General features: G+C 60.8%; 13 protein-coding genes. 7 read left to right on the top strand and 6 right to left on the bottom strand.

Translation table 11 applies throughout. The annotated features are described in order from the left end of the window. Positions 1 to 22: 22 nt before the first annotated feature. The 4 genes from CGLUCO_RS03010 to CGLUCO_RS02995 all read left to right on the top strand — a co-directional run bounded on the left by CGLUCO_RS03010 (position 23) and on the right by CGLUCO_RS02995 (position 3,713). Positions 23 to 304, top strand: coding sequence for an acyl-CoA carboxylase subunit epsilon (locus CGLUCO_RS03010; protein WP_005390355.1), 282 nt, complete (start codon positions 23 to 25; stop codon positions 302 to 304). 284 nt (positions 305 to 588) lie between these two features. Beyond that, entirely contained in the window at positions 589 to 2,613 is a 2,025-nt protein-coding gene (locus CGLUCO_RS03005; RefSeq protein ID WP_084036868.1) for an OPT family oligopeptide transporter, read from the top strand. 76 nt (positions 2,614 to 2,689) lie between these two features. Beyond that, positions 2,690 to 3,304 (top strand): Maf family protein, encoded by a 615-nt coding sequence (locus CGLUCO_RS03000; protein ID WP_034989308.1) that lies wholly within the window; start codon positions 2,690 to 2,692, stop codon positions 3,302 to 3,304. Between the two features lie 10 nt (positions 3,305 to 3,314). Continuing rightward, positions 3,315 to 3,713: a DUF3151 domain-containing protein gene (locus tag CGLUCO_RS02995; protein ID WP_005390358.1), complete on the top strand. Its 399-nt coding sequence runs from the start codon at positions 3,315 to 3,317 to the stop codon at positions 3,711 to 3,713. A 71-nt stretch (positions 3,714 to 3,784) separates the two neighbouring features. On the opposite strand, the gene CGLUCO_RS02990 is transcribed toward CGLUCO_RS02995, so the two are convergent. Continuing rightward, positions 3,785 to 5,839, bottom strand: coding sequence for a bifunctional metallophosphatase/5'-nucleotidase (locus CGLUCO_RS02990; protein WP_084036866.1), 2,055 nt, complete (start codon positions 5,837 to 5,839; stop codon positions 3,785 to 3,787). Positions 5,840 to 6,086: 247 nt separating this feature from the next. Between CGLUCO_RS02990 and CGLUCO_RS02985 the strand changes: the two genes are divergently transcribed. Continuing rightward, positions 6,087 to 6,932 carry a sulfurtransferase gene (locus CGLUCO_RS02985; RefSeq protein WP_084036864.1) on the top strand — a complete coding sequence of 282 codons (846 nt, stop codon included), beginning with the start codon at positions 6,087 to 6,089 and terminating at the stop codon, positions 6,930 to 6,932. A gap of 405 nt (positions 6,933 to 7,337) precedes the next feature. Further along, positions 7,338 to 9,119, top strand: a complete 1,782-nt coding sequence (locus CGLUCO_RS02980) for an acetyl/propionyl/methylcrotonyl-CoA carboxylase subunit alpha (RefSeq protein WP_084036862.1) — start codon at positions 7,338 to 7,340, stop codon at positions 9,117 to 9,119. Positions 9,120 to 9,403: 284 nt separating this feature from the next. Here CGLUCO_RS02980 and CGLUCO_RS02975 read toward each other — a convergent pair whose 3' ends face one another. From CGLUCO_RS02975 to CGLUCO_RS02965, 3 genes are all read right to left on the bottom strand, one after another. Then, positions 9,404 to 12,820, bottom strand: a complete 3,417-nt coding sequence (locus tag CGLUCO_RS02975) for a pyruvate carboxylase (RefSeq protein ID WP_143336965.1) — start codon at positions 12,818 to 12,820, stop codon at positions 9,404 to 9,406. 249 nt (positions 12,821 to 13,069) lie between these two features. Beyond that, positions 13,070 to 14,479: an NAD(P)H-quinone dehydrogenase gene (locus tag CGLUCO_RS02970; RefSeq protein WP_005390363.1), complete on the bottom strand. Its 1,410-nt coding sequence runs from the start codon at positions 14,477 to 14,479 to the stop codon at positions 13,070 to 13,072. A gap of 166 nt (positions 14,480 to 14,645) precedes the next feature. Further along, complete coding sequence (locus tag CGLUCO_RS02965) at positions 14,646 to 15,818, bottom strand: amidohydrolase (protein ID WP_005390364.1); 1,173 nt, start codon at positions 15,816 to 15,818, stop codon at positions 14,646 to 14,648. An 87-nt stretch (positions 15,819 to 15,905) separates the two neighbouring features. Between CGLUCO_RS02965 and CGLUCO_RS02960 the strand changes: the two genes are divergently transcribed. Further along, entirely contained in the window at positions 15,906 to 17,486 is a 1,581-nt protein-coding gene (locus tag CGLUCO_RS02960; protein WP_005390366.1) for a phospho-sugar mutase, read from the top strand. Here the strand turns inward: CGLUCO_RS02960 and CGLUCO_RS02955 are convergent. Together CGLUCO_RS02955 and upp are read right to left on the bottom strand one after the other, a co-directional pair. After that, the gene (locus CGLUCO_RS02955) at positions 17,483 to 18,019 is read right to left on the bottom strand and encodes a helix-turn-helix domain-containing protein (protein WP_256381093.1); all 537 of its coding nucleotides are present in this window, start codon (positions 18,017 to 18,019) and stop codon (positions 17,483 to 17,485) included. The genes CGLUCO_RS02960 and CGLUCO_RS02955 overlap by 4 nt on opposite strands. 178 nt (positions 18,020 to 18,197) lie before the next feature. Continuing rightward, positions 18,198 to 18,833, bottom strand: a complete 636-nt coding sequence (gene upp, locus CGLUCO_RS02950; protein ID WP_034989304.1) for a uracil phosphoribosyltransferase — start codon at positions 18,831 to 18,833, stop codon at positions 18,198 to 18,200. Positions 18,834 to 18,877: the final 44 nt, after the last annotated feature.

Genomic DNA, 18,877 nt, shown 5'->3' with positions numbered 1-18,877 from the left:
GCGTGATCCGATAGGGGTAAATATGAGTGAAAAACAAACGGAACTCACCGTCATTGACGGCGAGGGAACCGACGATTCCGGTCGCACCAAGGACAAGCCCCTCTTCCACGTAGTTGGTGGCAACCCGACGGAGGAGGAACTGGGTGCGCTTACGGCGGTGCTGTCTACGCTGGAAGCAGAGGCCCAGAAGGCCGCTACGGATGAGCGGTACAAGCCCGTCAACAATTGGGGTAACCTCGGCGATCGGCTCGACCGGCCGCAGACGTACAACCCGAACGCCTTTCGCAATAGCCGTTACTTCTAACACGGCACAACGATAAGCCTTGACTAGGCGCTATGCCCGGCTAGACGCGAGATGCCTTCCCCCTGCACCGACAACGGTGCGGGGGTTTTTGCGTGCCATGGGGGTCAACGTCCGATATCTGAATCCTGTCAGTATGTTGTGCAAACATACCGCATAGTGGAACAATAATATGCACAGGGCACGTGCGATAATCATCAGACCACTGGGGCCTTGTGCATCACGACGCGCGCATAATTGCGAGCGCTCACATAATCACATATTTTTGAAAAGAGTTCCAACCTCCCATGACTACCTCAACACCCGCCGCCGGCGAGCGGACGGAGTCGAGCCCCATCAAGGAGCTGACGATCCGCGCCGTCATCATCGGTGGACTCATTACTTTGGTATTCACGGCGGCGAACGTCTACCTCGGCCTCAAAGTGGGTTTGACCTTTGCCACCTCTATTCCTGCAGCTGTTATCTCGATGGCTATTTTGCGCCGTTTCGCTGACCACACAGTGCAGGAAAACAACATTGTTCAGACGATTGCATCGGCCGCAGGCACACTCTCGGCCATCATCTTCGTCCTCCCTGGCCTCGTCATGATCGGCTGGTGGACAGGCTTCTCCTACTGGGAGACGGCCTGCGTTGTCGCCGTCGGTGGCATCCTCGGCGTGACATATTCCATCCCGTTGCGACGCGCCCTGGTAACGGGGTCCGACCTCCCGTACCCTGAGGGCGTCGCTGCCGCAGAGGTGCTGAAAGTGGGCGACACCCACGGTTCAGCAGAAGAAAACAAGCGGGGTCTCAAGGTCATCATCGTCGGCGGCTTGGTATCCGCCGGTATGTCCCTGCTGACCGCAATGAAGGTGGCCGCAGGTTCTCTGAAGAGCTTCTTCCACATCGGCGGTGGCGGCTCCATGTTCGGCTTCTCCATCTCCATGGCCCTCGTCGGTGTCGGCCACCTCGTCGGTGTGGGCGTGTCCATCGCCATGCTCGTCGGCGTGGCAATCTCCCACGGCGTGTTGCTCCCCATCATTTCTTCCGGCCTGGAGCCAGAGGAAGGCGATACCTTCTCCGAGTTCGTGCAGTCCACCTTCAACGGAGACGTGCGTATGGCCGGTGCCGGCGCAATGACCGTCGCCGCCCTGTGGACGCTGCTGAAAATCATCGGCCCCATCGTCCGCGGCATCAAGGATTCGCTTGCATCGTCCCGCCACCGCAAGGCCGGCGACGTGCTGCCCATCACTGAGCGTGATATGCCCATGAGCGTGGTCGTCATTGTCACCTTGGTTTCCATGCTGCCCATCGGCCTACTGCTGTGGCTGTTTGTGAAGGACACGGACATTTCCCACCACGTGGGTTCCCTCATCACCGTGTCCATCATCTTCACGCTCCTCATCGGACTGGTTGTGGCCGGCATCTGTGGCTACATGGCAGGACTTATCGGTGCCAGCAACTCGCCGATTTCCGGTGTCGGCGTGATCATCGTCATCACCGCCGCGCTGCTCATCAAGGTGGTCGCGACCGGCGATGCCAGCCAGACGGACGACCTCGTTGCGTACACGCTGTTCACGGCATCGATCGTCTTCGGCATCGCTACGATTTCGAACGACAACCTGCAGGATTTGAAGACAGGCCAGCTCGTTGCCGCAACCCCGTGGCGCCAGCAGGTCGCGCTCATCATCGGCGTGATCTTCGGTGCTGCTGTCATCCCGCCGGTGCTGCAGCTCATGCTGACCGGCTTCGGTTTCGCCGGCATGGAGGGCGCAGGCCCCGATGCCCTCGCTGCTCCGCAGGCGGCCCTCATGACATCGTTGGCCACCGGTATCTTTGGTGGTTCCCTCGATTGGGGTCTCATCGGCACCGGCGCGCTGATCGGCTGCGCTATTGTCGCCATCGACGAGCTGCTTGGCCGCTCTACCAAGGGCAAGTTCCACCTTCCGCCGCTCGCTGTCGGCATGGGCATGTACCTGCCTATCACCGTGACCTGCACCGTCCCGATCGGTGCATTCATCGGCTACTTCTACGATAAGTGGGCAGATAAGCACGGCTCGATTGCGGGCCAGATGAAGCGCCTCGGCGTGCTCATGGCTACGGGCCTCATCGTCGGCGAGTCCCTGTTCGGTGTGCTGAACGCCGGCATCATCGCGGGGTCTGGCGTGTCCAGCCCGCTGCAAGTTGTGCCGGATTCCTTCGAGGGTGCGGCCAACTGGGTCGGACTCATCGTCTTCGTTGCCCTGCTGTACGGCTCCTACAAGTGGGTCTTCAACATGGGCAAGGCGGCGAAAGCCACTACTACCCCGGACACCAAAGAGGTAACGGAATAATTCCTCTCGCCCTACCGTCCCGCGCGTCCGTGAACCGGTCGCAACCGGGGCGGTTTTCTATGCGATAATGGCGGGCATGCGCTTGGTTTTGGCTTCCGGTTCTGCTTCCCGTCTCATGCTGCTCCACAACGCGGGGGTGGAACCTATTGTCCATCCCGCCGATGTGGATGAGGAGACGATCCTCGCCCGGTTGGAGACCGCTCCGCCACGCGAGCGGGTGGCGGCGTTGGCTCAGGCGAAGTGCGAGACAGTGGCTCCGGTTTACCCCGCAGACGTGACGGTCGGCTGCGATTCAATGCTGCTTATCGACGGCCAGTTGACCGGCAAGCCCCACACGCAAGCGGAGGCTATCCGCCGGTGGGAGAACCAGAGCGGCAAGGTAGGCACGCTTCTCACCGCCCACTACATCACGGGTCCCCAATGCGATGGTTCCCCCTCACGCAAGACTTTTGCCGACGTCTCCGAGACACGGGTCTACTTCGCCTCCCCCACCCGGCGCGACATCGAGGCATATGCGGCCAGTGGCGAACCGCTCCCCTGCGCCGGCGCGTTCACACTGGAGGCGCTGGGGAGTTGGTTCATCGACCGGATCGAGGGGGATCCCAGCGGAGTTATTGGCTTGTCTATTCCCACGCTGCGCCGGGCACTGTATTCACTGGGGATCGACGCATCGAGCCTGTGGAATCGCTAGTCTGGGTGCCATGGAGAAGAAAGATTTACTAGCACCACCGCCCATCATGCTCCCGGCAGAGCCCGACCTCACCGCCGCCACCCCGGAGGATGCCGCCGTCGCGCACCCAGCCTCTCCCACTGTATGGGCGGAACTTGCCGAGCTTGCTCTCGAGCGCCACGACGCCCCCACCATCGCCTATGCGTACGCGCGCACAGGCTACCACCGAGGTCTCGATCTGCTGCGCAAGAACGGCTGGAAGGGGTGGGGTCCCGTGCCGTTTTCACACGAGCCGAACCGTGGGGTTCTGCGCGCTATCGCCGCGCTAGCCAAGGCTGCCAAGCTCATCGGCGAGAATGACGAGTACGACCGCTTGCAGAAGATGCTTGAGGATGCCGATCCGACCGTTGTCCAGGACCTGCTTTCCTAAGTCGCGAGCATGACGTAGCACACATGCTTATGCCCTCCTCACCTGCGTGAGGAGGGCATTATCATCTGGCGTTATTGATTGAAGATAGTCTGCAGGCCGATAGCCGCAGCGATCGCTGCGATGAGGCCCATGATGGCACCGCTGAGGCCGATGAGAACATCGGCAAGATCGGAGCTGCCGGTTGCATCAGCGTGGCTATCATCACCGGAGCCAGCGTTGTTATCGTCACCGGCACTGATAGTCACGGGGATGGTCGCCTCCGTACCAGCATCGGTGGTGATGGTGATGCGCTGGTCGCCGCTGAGCCCCTCGGGAACGGTGAGGGTGAGCTTCGCGGTGCCGAAGGTGTCTTGGCCAGGTTCCGGCTTGGTGGTCTTGTCAATCTGTGCCTCGGCGCTGGCATCTCCCAGCGTTGCCTTCACGGTCGTCGCAGTGCCGCCCACCGTGTAGTCGAGGGAGCTGAGATCAAGGGTGATGGTTTCGCCCGGCTTGACCTTTCCGCTGATCGATGCCCCAACGCCAATCTGTGCGGGGTTAGCAGTGGTCTCCTTGTCCTTGAGGCCGTAGATGAAAGCATCGAGATCCATGAGTCCAAGAGTCTTGACCTCACCGGTGGTGAATCCCTTGAAGTTGTCGCCGCCTGCTAGAAGGAAGGTGTTACCGGCGATGGTGTAAGTCTTGTTGAGGTCAACGGGTGCACCGTTGATGCTCATCGAGGTGATCTTTTCACCGCGCGGCTTAGCGGGATCGTAGGTGTAGCTGAAATTCTTGGACCAACCGAGCATGAGCACGGCCCGGGAGGAACCGTCAGCCTGCCACTGCTGTTCCAGCACGTCCTTGAGAGCAGCGCCGGTGATTTCGACGTAACCGATCTCGTTGCCGAAGGGCTGAACGAGGAAGGCTTCAGAATAGGTAACATCGCCGCCCTCAATGTCTGCACGGATTCCGCCGGCGTTGATAACACCGAGATCTGGCTTAACGGGAGAGTTGGCTGCGAGGTAATTCTTGGAAGCCTCGCCGATGAAGTTGCCCAGGACTGATTCGCTGCCACGGGAGGATCCGGCGCCGGCAGCGGTGAGGTCATCAGAGGCGCGCCGCATCTCGGGCGCGTTTTGGGCGACGATTTCCTGACCGAGTACCTCGGACTTATTGTGGGCCTTCTTCACCAATGCGGTGAGTTCTGCATCTGGATTGATGACGCAGTCGGTGTCCTTGGCAATCTCATCGACGGTCTGGACGGATCCCGTGATGGATGTGAGGGCGCGCTTGGTAGTGTCGTACTCGATGTCGATGTCTCCGACAGCGGTGCCATAGTTTTCTGCCTGCACAATGACGAGTGGGAGTGCCCCCTCGCGCTCTACGGTCTTCTGTGCGAACTGGTGAGAGTGCCCGCCAACGACGGCTGCGACGTTATCGGAGAAGGAACCGAGAACGCTATCGGATTGCAGTGCAACATCCTCGTGCATGAGGGCAATGACGATATCCGCCTCGCCATCCTTGACCAGGCGATCGGCCTCTGCGTTGATGGCAGGGATGGGGGCGGTGGCGGTGATTCCCTCGATTCCGGAGGGGCTGACGAGCGAGGGAAGCTTATCTGTGATGGCACCGACGAAACCGACTTTTACGCCGTTGACCTCCTCGACATAGGAGGGGGCAAGCTCCGGAGTCTCACCCTCGACGTTGGCACCAAGGTGCGTGTACTTTGCGAGCTTGTCACCGTTGATTCCGATGCGCTCCGAGAGATCTTTCCAGCCTTGGTCGAATTCGTGGTTGCCGACGGCGGACGCGACGAAGCCCATGGCGTTGAGTGCCTCAATCGTCGGCACGTCCTTGTCTACAGAAGACACGAAGGTGGAACCGCCGATGTTGTCTCCTGCGGAGACGCGGATCTGTGCGGCGCCTTCGTCGGCAAGCTTCGGCATGTGACAGGCGAGGATGGCGGCACCGGGTTCCTTGAGTGATCCGTCCTTGTTGGTCACGGTCTCGATGTGGCCGTGAAAGTCGGTGATGGCGGCGATATTGATTTTGGAAATAGTGGCTTCCTGCGCGAATGCAGGGCTGGTGAGGATGGCAGCGCTGACGGTAGCTGCGGTGATACAGGCAATGGCACGTGTGATGTTTGACATGATCTTGCTCCTGAAATATGTGGATTAGTACACACCGTCATCTCGCGCTCAGGGGAGTGCGTCCAGGGTGTGTGTATTATTTGTAACCCGGATCAACAAGGTTCGCAGTGCAACTACCCCTGGGGCTGGATCGGCCAGCATAAATGCCGTCCGCAATGTGATTTAATGCATACCCTAACGCACAATATGACCGACACCTCTAGAATGGTCTGCAAGTGTTTGTTTGTAGTCCAGAAAGAGGAAGACCGTGGCTTTGGAGATCGACCCGGATACACACCAACAGGAGTACGCGCACCCCGAGCACGTTGTGAGCGCCTCATGGCTTGCCGCCCACGCAGGAATGCGTGGGCTCGTTATTGTGGAAAGCGATGCGGACGGGTATCAGTACGATCTTGGACACATTCCCACCGCGATCCGCATTCACCCGCAGGCAGAGTTATCTGACCCCCTCCGCCGGGATATTCTCAGCGCCGAGCCCTTCGCACAACTCATGGAGGACAAGGGGATTTCGCCCTCCGATACGGTGGTGATTTACGGCGATTCCGCCAACGTGTGGGCCTGCTACACAGCATGGATCATGCGCCAGTACGGGCACGAGGATGTCCGTATTCTTGACGGTGGCCGCGATGCGTGGGCAGGCGAGGAGCGCGAGCTCGTCTTTTCGTTCCCCATCCCCGCGCGGGTGTCCTACCCTACTCCCGAGGTCACGTCTCTATCCTCCCGGATGCTCGTCGGTGAACTTCACGATCGCCTTGGGTCCCTGCAGCTAGTCGACGTCCGGTCTCCCGGTCTTTTCGACGGCTCGGAGGCCTCTGGCGCAGCGCGCGACGGGCACATCCCCGGCGCCCAAAACATCCCCTGGAAGTCCACATTGCAGCCTTCGGGGCGCTTCTCCGACGCGGAAACCACCCGGCAGCCCTATGCCAACCTCGACCCGCACGCGCCGACTGTGGTGTATTGCAACGGCGGAGCGCAAGCATCCCACACCGCCTTCATTCTCGAAAGCCTCCTCGGCTTCACCGACGTAACCGTCTACGACGGGTCATGGACCGAATGGGGCAACATGATTGGCATGCCCATCGACCGTGCCTAAGGGACAAACCCCCTCCCTACGTAGGCAACTTCTGGCAACCAGGGTCTGTTCACTTTCGGTTAATAATCCACCGACAAAGACCACAGAACCGGACGTAATTGCTCCTTACACCCCCTAAATGGACCCTCTTCGCCTCGGAAGTTTGCTCTAAAAAGCTGGTCAATCCTATTGTTTTGCGCCAGAAACTGTATCCGGTTAGGGTAATTTTCACCCCCACACGAAGGTCTTATGACATCACATCTATGCCTTAAAAAGGGGGTACTAGACGACGCATTTACCCCATTGCTTAACCAATTTTCCACCGCGGAGGTTGAAAGCTGTGCCACAATTGAAACAAAATCACATCCTTTTGTGAAGGCGAGTACCTCCACAGTAGGAGAAGACATGATGCAAAGAAGGAGCGCCATGACAGTAGAGCAACGCGAGATTAAGAAGGTCCTCGTAGCAAACCGTGGAGAGATCGCGGTGCGCATTATTCGGGCCGCCAAGGATGCGGGTATCCCCAGCGTTGCGGTGTATGCGGAACCAGACGCAAACGCACCATTTGTCTCGTTGGCGGATGAAGCTTTCGCATTAGGAGGCCAGACCTCCGCAGACTCGTACCTTAACTTTGACAAGATTCTGGATGCCGCACAGAAGTCCGGCGCCAACGCCATTCACCCCGGCTACGGCTTCCTCTCAGAGAACGGCGATTTCGCCGAGGCAGTCATCAACGCCGGCCTTATCTGGATCGGACCGTCACCGCAGTCCATTCGCGACCTTGGTGACAAGGTGACCGCACGGCACATCGCCGAGCGCGCCAATGCCCCGATGGCTCCCGGCACCAAGGATCCCGTCAAGGATGCCGACGAGGTTGTGAAGTTCGCAGAAGAGCACGGCCTGCCCATCGCTATCAAGGCCGCCTTCGGCGGTGGCGGACGTGGCATGAAGGTCGCCTACACCATGGACGAGGTGAAGGATCAGTTCGAGTCCGCCACCCGCGAGGCCACCACCGCATTCGGTCGTGGCGAGTGCTTCGTAGAGCGCTACCTCGACCGCGCCCGCCACGTCGAGTGCCAGGTTCTCGGTGACCAGCACGGAAACGTCGTGGTCGTAGGTACCCGCGACTGCTCCCTGCAGCGTCGTTTCCAGAAGGTTGTTGAGGAGGCTCCTGCCCCCTATCTCACCGACGAGCAGCGCACCCGCCTACACGAATCCGCCAAGGCAATCTGCAAGGAAGCAGGCTACTACGGCGCAGGTACCGTCGAGTACCTCGTCGGCTCCGACGGTCTCATTTCCTTCCTCGAGGTCAACACTCGCCTCCAGGTGGAGCACCCCGTCACCGAGTTGACCACTGGCCTCGACCTCGTTCGCGAGCAGTTCCGCATCGCCGAGGGCAAGGAGCTCCACATCAAGGAGGACCCGACACCCCGCGGCCACGCGTTCGAATTCCGCATCAATGGCGAGGATCCGGGTTCCGGCTTCATCCCCTCCCCCGGCACCGTTACCACGTACAAGGAGCCCACGGGCCCCGGTGTTCGTGTTGACTCCGGCATCACCGAGGGATCCGTCATCGGTGGTCAGTTCGACTCCATGCTAGCCAAACTCATCGTCTACGGCGAGACCCGTCTCGAAGCGCTCGAGCGCTCCCGCCGTGCGCTGGCCGAGTACGTGATCGAGGGGCTGCCCACGGTCCTGCCGTTCCACCGTCACATCGTGGATAATCCCGCTTTCGTCGGCACCGAAGACGGCTTCGATGTGTACACGAAGTGGATCGAGGAAGAGTGGGAGAATCCGCTCGAGCCCTACACGGATGACACCGAGGTGGACGAGGATGAGCAGCCGTCCAAGAAGATCGTCGTGGAGGTCAACGGACGCCGCGTCGAGGTGGCGCTGCCTGCAAGCCTCGCCCTCACTGGCGGTGCCTCCGGCACCAAGAAGCACCCCAAGCGCCGTCGCGGCAGTGGTGGCAAGTCCAATGTCTCCGGCGATGCAGTTACCGCGCCGATGCAGGGAACCATCATCAAGGTGAACGTCGAGGAAGGCCAGGAGGTTGCTGAAGGCGAAACCGTCCTTGTCCTCGAGGCCATGAAGATGGAGAACCCGGTCAAGGCTCACAAGGCTGGTAAGGTCACAGGCCTGGCAGCTGAGGCAGGTTCCACCGTGAAGAAGGGCGACGTGCTCCTCGAAATCAAGGATGCCGAGTAAGGGTTGCACGATCTGAGAAGATCATGTTACGATAAAGGTCCCTTTCGATAAAGGGTTTAGGGAATACGCAGTGCCCCGGCTTCGGCCGGGGCACTCGCGTATCCGGACTTTTATCTGTCCTTCTAACAATTGGACAGCTTCGGAATCCGTGATATACTAAAGATCCCTTTCGATAAAGGGTTTAGGGAATACGCAATGCCCCGGCTTCGGCCGGGGTATTTGCGTTTCTAGGTAAAAAGGAGGGCCACCGGGTGCGTACACCCGATGGCCCACTTCTTTGTTGGCTACTTAATCACGACGAGGAGGTCGCCACCCTCCACCTTCGTCGGGCCCGGGACAACGACGCGGTCGATGACACCATCGATGGTGGCGGTGATGGAGGCTTCCATCTTCATCGCCTCGATAATGGCCACCGGGTCACCGGCCCTGACCTCGTCCCCCGCAGAGACGGACGCAGTCACGGCACCGGCAAATGGCGCGGCCACGTGACCCTCATTGTTCGGATCGGCCTTTTCAGCTGCCGGGGTGAGGTTCTCCGCCGATTCGTCGCGCACGGCTGTCGGGCGAATCTGGCCGTTCACGTTGAATACGACCTTTCGCATGCCCTTCTGATCTGGTTCGCCGATCGCGTCAAGCCGCACAAGCATCGGGGTGTTGGACTCTTCCAGCGGAATCGCCGTCTCCTCGCCCTCCCTCAGGCCGTAGAAGAACTGGCGGTCGGACAGGTTGGCCGTGTGCCCGTAGAGTCGACGAGACTCCTTGTAATCGGCTGTGGGGCCGGGGAACAGAAGGCGGTTCAGCGTGTCGCGACGCACCTCAGCGTCCTCGGAATTGAGGAGCTCTGCATCGGCGGGCTCCACCTCGACGAACGGCTTGTGCCCCTCGCCGCGCCCTTCGAGGATCTTCGTGCGCAGCGGCTCTGGCCAGCCACCGGGCGGGGTACCCAGCTCACCACGGAGGAAGGAGATGACGGAATCCGGGATGTCGTACTTCTGCGGGTCAGCGGCGAAGTCCGCCGGATCCACGCCAGCGCCCACCAGGTGCAACGCTAAATCGCCGACAACCTTGGACGAGGGAGTCACCTTCGTGGGGCGCCCGAGCATGTCAGACACAGCAGCATAGGTATCCTCGATGATCTCGAAGCGGTCTGCTAGTCCAAGCGCTGTCGCCTGGGCACGCAGGTTGGTGAGCTGGCCACCAGGAATCTCGTGGTGGTACACGCGCCCGGTCGGTGCATTGACTCCGGACTGGAACGGCGTGTACATACTGCGCACAGCCTCCCAGTAGGGCTCCATTTCCATGATCGCGTCCAGGTCAAGGCCTGTATCGCGGGAGGTATTAGCCACGGCTGCGACAAGTGCCGACAGCGACGGCTGGCTCGTCGTTCCGGATAGCGGTGCGGAAGCCACATCCACGCAGTCCGCACCGGCCTCTGCAGCCGCCAGGTAGGTGGCGAGGCCACCGCCCGCGGTGTCGTGGGTGTGGACGTGGATGGGGACGTCGAAACGTTCGCGGAGCGCAGACACGAGGGTGCGGGCAGCCGAGGGACGCAGGAGTCCTGCCATGTCCTTAATCGCCAGGACGTGGGCTCCGGTGTTCACGATCTCCTCGGCGAGGTGGAGGTAGTAGTCGAGGGTGTAAAGCTTCTCCCCTGGATCCGAAAGGTTACCGGAGTACGCCATGGCCACCTCAGCCACCGCAGTGCCGGTGTCCAAAACGGCATCGATGGCCGGACGCATCTGGGACACGTCGTTAAGCGCATCAAAGATACGGAAGACGGAGACACCCGAACGCTCGGCCTCCTTCACAAACGCCTGGCAGACGCTGTCCGGGTAGGGCGTGTAGCCCACCGTGTTGCGGCCGCGAAGCAGCATCTGGATATTGATATTCGGCATCGCCTCGCGCAGGCGATCGAGACGGCACCACGGATCCTCGTTGAGGAAGCGCAGCGCAACGTCGTAGGTGGCACCGCCCCATGCCTCCGCAGACCACAGAATCGGCGTGAGCACCGAGGTGACACGTGCCGCATCCTCCAGCGGGTTGGAACGGAATCGGGTGGCAAACAGGGACTGGTGCGCGTCACGGAAGGACGTATCCGTAACCGCAAGAGCCTCCGTTTCGCGCAGCTTGCGGGCAAATTTCTCCGGCCCCAGCTCGTGCAATTCATCGCGGGAACCGGGGAGTACCTCGCGCCCCTTCACACAGGGGAGCTTCGCCGAGGCATCGATCGCGCCCGCAGGCAGGGGCCCGTTCGGTTGGTTGACGGTGATCGTGCCGAGGTAGCTGAGCAGGCGGCCCGGTTCGTCGTCGGCAGGCGGTGCCTGCAGAAGATGCGGGTGATCCGGGATGAAGCTGGTAGAGATGCGCTTGTGGGTGAAGTCCGGCTCACGCAGGAGGGCACGCAGGAAGCCGATGTTCGTTGCCACACCGCTAACCTCGAACTCAGCCAGTGCGCGCTGAGCGCGAGCAACGGCACCGGAGAAGGAGTTACCCCGGCAGGTGAGCTTCACCAGCATGGAATCGAAGTGGGCCGTGATCTCGCCACCGAGGGCAGCGGACCCATCGAGGCGCACGCCACCACCACCAGGCGAGTGGTAGGCCGTGATGACACCGGTGTCCGGGCGGAACCCGTTGGACGGATCCTCGGTAGTGATGCGGGTCTGCAGCGCAAAGCCATGCAGCGCTACGGACTCTTGACTCAGCCCCAGGTCCTTCAGCGTGGCGCCGGCGGCAATGCGCATCTGAGCCTTGACAATGTCTACCTGGGTGACCTCCTCGGTGACTGTGTGCTCCACCTGGATGCGGGGGTTCATCTCAATGAACACATGGTTGCCGTGCTCATCAACGAGGAACTCGACGGTGCCAGCGCCCTGGTAACCGATGTGTTTACAGAACTTGACGGCGTCTGCACAGATCTGGTCGCGGAGTTCCGGATCAAGGTTGGGGCTGGGCGCGATCTCCACGACCTTCTGGTGGCGACGCTGCACGGAACAGTCACGCTCGAACAGGTGGATGACGTCGCCTGTCGCGTCAGCGAGGATCTGCACCTCGATGTGCTGCGGATTGATAACAGCCTGCTCGAGGTACACGCTCGGGTCACCGAAGGCGGAATTCGCCTCGCGGGATGCCTCGGCGGCCAGCTCCCGCAGGTGCTCGGCATCCGGGACGAAGCGCATGCCACGTCCGCCGCCGCCCGCAACAGCCTTAACAAACAGTGGGAATTCCCGGCCCTCGGCGTAGGACACGAGCGTATCGATATCGTCGGTGGCCTCGGAATCCTCGAGGATGGGCAGGCCCGCCTCTTTGGCGGCGTGTACAGCAGCAGCCTTGTCACCAGTCAGATCCAAAACTTCGGGGGTCGGGCCGATGAAGGTGAGCCCATTTTCCGCACATTCGCGGGCCAGCTGCGGGTTTTCAGAAAGGAAGCCGTAGCCGGGATATACGGCATCGGCACCGGATTCCTTGGCCACGCGCATAATCTCGTCGATGTCGAGATAGGCGCGGACGGGCGCGCCCTCCTCGCCAATGAGATATGCCTCCGAGGCTAGTGAACGGTGGAAAGAACTGCGGTCCTCGATGGGGAAGATCGCCACGGTTTCCGCACCCGTCTCATACGCGGCACGGAAGGCACGAACAGCGATTTCACCTCTGTTGGCCACGAGAATTTTGGAAAATGAGGGGAGCAGGTGCCCCGCTGCCATGGCACCCTCGAGCTCCTGCGGATTAAGTAGCATGAAGCGACCTTTCATAAAAGTATGTAGCACGTCACACGTAGCTATTACAGAATACTAGGTCACCACTTAAAATGGTCTGATTTCTCATGCTTTATTTTTCACCCCCATTATTTTCGCCCCAGAGCACGTAGAACGGCCCCCGCGTGAGCGAAATAGGAAAGCATTCTCACACGGGGACCACCCCCTTCTCACCTAGCGGTGGGAGCTAGTCAAGAGCTAGTCAAGATCATCGTGCTTCACCAGCTGGCGCGCGGCCTCCGCGATGGACCCGGACAGCGTCGGGTACACGGCAAAGGAGTCCGCAATATCGGCCACCGTCAAACGGTTAGACACGGCGACAGCGACGGTGGTGATGAGCTCCGACGCGTTCGGGGCAACGATGACACCGCCGATGATCTGGCCGGAGTTGCGACGGCAAAACAGCTTGACAAAGCCGTAGCGAATGGAGCGCATCTTCGCACGCGCGTTGGTGTTCAGCGGCAGCGTGACGATGCGGGCCGTCACCTTCTGCTCCTCGATTTCCTTCTCAGTCACGCCGACAGCGGCGATCTCTGGTCGAGTAAACACGGCCGTGGCCACTGTCTTCAGGCGGATCGGATCGACACCCTCCCCCAGCGCGTGGTACATGGCAATGCGCCCCTGCATAGCGGCGACGGATGCCAGCGGGAAGAGATCCGTGCAGTCGCCGGCCGCGTAGATGCCGGAGATGTTCGTACGGGACACGCGATCCACGTGCACATGGCCCGACTTCGTCATCTCCACACCGACCTTATCCAGGCCAAGGCCGTCGGTGTTGGGGACGGAGCCAACAGTGAGGAGTGCATGGGAACCGAAGATCTCGCGCCCGTCCTGCGTGGTCACCTTGACCCCACCGTCTTCGGTGCGGGAGACGGAGGAGACGCGGCAGTTCTTTTCCAGGTGGACGCCGCGCTCAGAGAGAACAGCCTCAAGGGTGTCGGCTGCGTCGGCATCGTCGTGCGGCAGGATGCGGTCGCGGGACGCGCACATCGTCACCTTCACTCCGAGCTCCGCGAAGGCGGAGACGAACTCTGCACCGGTGACACCGGAACCGACGACGATGAGGTGATCAGGGAGCTCGGTGAGGTCGTAAACCTGGCGCCAGGAAAGGATGCGCTCACCATCCGGCTCCGCACCAGGCAGAACTCGGGGATGCGCACCCGTGGCGATGAGGACGAGCTCGCACTCAATAACTTCCTCCGTACCGTCGGCGTGGTCCACGTGCACGGCGTGGACGTTCTTGCTTGTCGGTGATTCCTTGAAGTAGGCGCGACCGGCAATGAGGCGTGTACCATTGAACTCCAGCTGGGCACGCACGTCAGCCGACTGTGCGCGGGCCAGTTCCCGCACACGCGCGTTGACCGAACCGATCTCGAGGAATTTTCCGTTTTTCTGGTAGTCGAACCCCATGTCATCTGCGCGGCGCAGGTCGGTACGAATACCCGTCGCCGCAATCAGCGACTTAGAGGGGACACAATCGTAAAGTACGGCAGAGCCACCGGAACCCTGATCCTCTACGAGGGTGACCTCTGCGCCGTATTTCGTTCCGGCGAAAGCAGCCTCGTAGCCCGCAGGGCCACCGCCAATAATGACAACTCGCTTAGACATGTTTCGTCACAGTTCCTTGAGTATCGTTGGATTTCGCGTGTACACAACGTCACACAAACGTCACTGTGTAGTCTAATGTCCGGCCGGTCCGCACGGGCATGCCAGCACTCCCCCTTCTCACCCCCGGTTATTGCGACCGGGGAAACACATCGTTGTTTTTGCTGCCCTAATCGAGGGTGAACCGGGAAGCGATAGACGCGAAGAGACGTACACCAACAGCAATGGCGCGATCGTCGACAAGCATATCGTCGCAGTGGAGGTCCTTCTTATCACCCTCGCCGGACCAACAGCCGAGCCTGGCCATAGAACCGGGAACATGCTCGAGATACCACGAGAAATCTTCCCCGCCGGAGCTCTGCGGTGCCTGAACGGCCGACGTCCCAGCGGCGGCCGCCAGGATCGCAGTTGCAACCTCGTCGTTAACCACCGGCGGCACCCCACGAATGTAGTTAATCTCATACGTGCACCCCGTCGGCGCAAGCACCTGGCCGATGAGCTCCTCCATGAGCGGCTGAATCGTCCGCCACACGCGGATATCCGCCGTACGAATCGTCCCCATAAGTGTCCCCTCCTTAGGGATCGCGTTAGCAGCGTGACCTGCATGGATTGAGCCGAACACGAGGACCGTACCGGTGCGCGGATCAACGCGCCTACTCAAAAGCGCAGGCAGCTGCGTCACCAGCTGACTCATCGCGAACACAACGTCGGCAGTCTGCTGCGGGCGGGACGTGTGCCCACCCGGGCCCGTGACCGTGATCTCCACAACATCACCCGCAGAGGTAATTGCCCCCGTACGCACGCCGATGGAACCGACCTTGAGCTTCGGTTCTGCGTGGATGGCATAGATTGCCGCCACACTATCGAGAACACCCTGCTCAATGACCTCCGGCGCGCCACCGTCCATGACCTCCTCGGCCGGTTGAAAAATAAACCGCATACCTGGGTTGAGGTCCGAGGCACACCCCGCCAACGCGCAGGCAGTGGACAACGCAACCGTGACGTGCAGGTCGTGCCCACACGCGTGGGAAACGCCGGGAACGACAGACGAGTACGGCAGCCCCGTCGCCTCCGTAATCGGCAGCGCGTCCATGTCTGCCCGGATGGCCAGCCGGTTACCGTCGGTATCGGGCTCACCGATGTCCACGTAGAGGCCGGTAGGCTCGAGTCGCACCGGCTGCAGCCCCACCGCTTCTAGCTTTTCGACGATGAAGTCGGTGGTAGCGAACTCCTCATGACTAAGCTCAGGATGCTCGTGGAGGTGGCGTCGCCACCCGATCGCCTCGGACTCGTGTTGCCGCAGCCACTCCTCTGCGGTGGCGGAGATGAGCTCACTGGTCATCAGGTTGCTCCCCTTTCATACCCTGACACCGCCCGACGTGGCGCTGTCACTGCTGAAAGCCTACCGCTAATCCGCTGGGCACCTAACATGGGGCATATGACACTTACATTCGGCACTGCAGGCCTCCGCGCCCCTGTCGGGCCCGGCGATGGCCAAATGAACGTCAAGCAGGTCACCCGCGTCACTGCGGGCTTGGCCAGCTGGTTTGCCGAGCGCTCCGCAGAGCTCAACCGCCACCACGAGGCACCCAGCTCACTCGAATCCGGAATCGGGCGCGCACTGTACGGCGACGAAGGCCCCATGCAGTTCGTCGTCGGACACGATGCCCGCTACGGCTCATCTATCTTCGCCACCACGGCCGCCGAGGTCCTCGCCGGGGCCGGCTTTGACGTCATGCTCCTGCCGAGCCCCACCCCTACACCCGTGGTGAGCTGGCTGATCCGCGAGCGCAATCTGGATGGTGGCATCCAGATCACCGCCTCACAGAACCCGGCCAGCGACAACGGGTACAAGGTCTACCTCGAAGACGGTGCCCAACTCCCCGTCGAGCTGGAAGCCGAGATCCTTACCAAAATTGCGGCCGTCGGCTCGCCTTTCGACGTCCCCCGGGTCACCGTCCGCCCCACCTCCGACCAGTTACGTCGCTACGTTGACAAGGTCGTCGCCCTCGTCGACCCGGAGGAGGGCGACCGCCTGCGGGTGAACAACGACCGCGCCGCCATCCGTGTGTGTTACACCGCCATGCACGGGGTTGGCGGCCGCGCCCTCACACAGGCCTTGCAGGCTGCGGGTTTCGCCCAGACATGGCCGGTGCCGGAACAGCAGCACCCCGATCCGACATTCCCCACCGTTCGTTTCCCCAATCCCGAGGAGCCCGAGGCTGTCGAGCGCGTCATCGCGACAGCGCGCGAGGTGGACGCCGACATTGTCGTCGCCCTTGACCCCGATGCCGATCGCTGCGCTATCGGTGTGGCAACCGGCAACGGACACTACCGCATGTTGCGCGGGGATGAGCTTGGCCCCCTGCTGGCCACACGGCTCCTCTCCACCCCCGATGGCACGCCCACAGTGGCTACGTCCGTCGTCTCTTCCCGCCTGCTCAAACGGATCGCCGAGGACAGGGGCTGGGAGTACCGCGAAACACCGACCGGTTTCAAAAATCTCACTCGTGCTGCCGGTTCACCGGATCAGCTCAGCTTTGCTTACGAGGAGGCAATCGGCACGTGCCCGTACCCACAGCTTGCGGCAGACAAAGACGGCATCTCCACGGCACTTATCGCCTGCTGCTGGGGCGCCGAGCTCAAAAGCCGGGGTACGACGCTCATCGACGAGCTTCACGCGCTCCACAGAAAATACGGGTACTTTACGGGTACCCAGGTATCCCTGCGCTCGTCGGATCCGCAGGAAATTGTCAGCATGATCGCTACCCACGCCCCTAGCGAGGTCGCGGGAATTCCGTTCACCACGACCCCTTTGCCCGCCGCACGCGGCGTGCTCATGACCGGCCATTCACAGGTGGCCAGCATCAGGATCGTAGCGCGCTCCTCCGGCACGGAAAACAAGACCAAGGTCTACATCGAGGTGTCCGATACTGACACCCCCGAGCACGCCGACGAGATCTGCGCTGCCGTTGCGGAGGAGACGAGGGCTTGGATGCGGAAGCTTTAGTCGTCCAGACCCCGGAGAACGTCGAGAAGCTTCTTCTCCGCCGCACTCAACGTGTCGACGGCATCGGAAAGCGTGCGCCACTCCTCGTCGCTGAGCCCCTTCGGCCGGATGAGCTGAACATCATAGGAGGGGTCATCAGCTGTACCTGCTCCCGGCGCGCCACTTGTCAGGTGCGACACTGAGAAACGAGCAACATCCTGCGCGGTCTGAGGCCAGGTCAAATTGACGGAAAGGGACGGATAGTCGTCCTGCTCACAGCGCTGCTGCACCTGCTGATTCGCGCGCGGAAGAAGAACTGCCGGCGGGACGTGAAGCGCAAGCGCCAACGAATAGATCATCTTCATGCTCGGATTCGACGGGTGCTGCGCGCGGTTCTGGTTTCTTTCCAAGTTCGATACCTGGTTGCGGGTATAGCCGGAAAGTTCTCCAAGACGCTCTTGTGTCAACCCTCGCATATTTCGCAAAATACGAAGACGTTTACCTAACTCTAGGCCGTAGCTCGGCCAGTAAAAAAGATCTGAATTAACATCCACACATTCATGATGCACGCTATGTTGTGCACCGTCTGCCAAACTGGTTGTGTACGGATAAAAATTTCTTACTTATTTGTTACGAACTTAAAAACACAGGGAAATCAGTACAAATTCTGTATTTTTCCCATAAATCATAAAAATGAGTCCCCGCATAATTGCGGGGACTCGTGGGGATCGGCTACAAATCGATATTGCGCGGACCGTAAAGGCGGTCTCCGGCATCACCAAGACCGGGGACGATATACGCGTCTTCGTTGAGCGACGGGTCGATCGCGGCGGTCACCAACCGCACCGGGTAGCCGGACTCCTTCAGCGCATTCACGCCCTGCTCGGCGCTCACCATACACACCGCGGTGATGTCCCGTGCCCCGCGTTCAACGAGGAGTTTGATGGCGTGCAGAAGGGAACCGCCCGTGGCGAGCATCGGGTCCACGAGGAACACCGTCTCGTCACTCATGTCGTGAGGGAGCGCCTCCAAATACGGCACTGGCTGGTGCGTCTCCTCGTCGCGGGCGAGGCCGATGAATCCGACCTGCGCATCAGGAATCATGGAAAGAGCGGGGTCGATCATGCCCAATCCGGCACGAATAATGGGGACAATGATCGGAGGCTTCTTCAGCTGCTTGCCCGTCGTAGAGGAAACCGGCGTATCCATGAGGAACTCTTCGATTTCCAGATCGCGGGATGCCTCATAAATCAGCATGGCGCCGAGATCGGCAAGGGCCGCGCGGAACCCAGAGTTGTTGGTTCGTTTGTCGCGCATGATGGACAAGCGCGACTGCGCCAGGGGGTGGTCGATGATGGTGATCTGCATAACCTCATGGTAAAACAACCCGACAAATTGGCGGGAACCAAACC

Source organism: Corynebacterium glucuronolyticum DSM 44120, assembly GCF_030440595.1.
Taxonomy (GTDB): Bacteria; Actinomycetota; Actinomycetes; order Mycobacteriales; family Mycobacteriaceae; genus Corynebacterium; species Corynebacterium glucuronolyticum.
The sequence above is the reverse complement of the archived record's forward strand: the minus strand, read 5'-3'. Positions and strand labels throughout refer to the sequence as shown.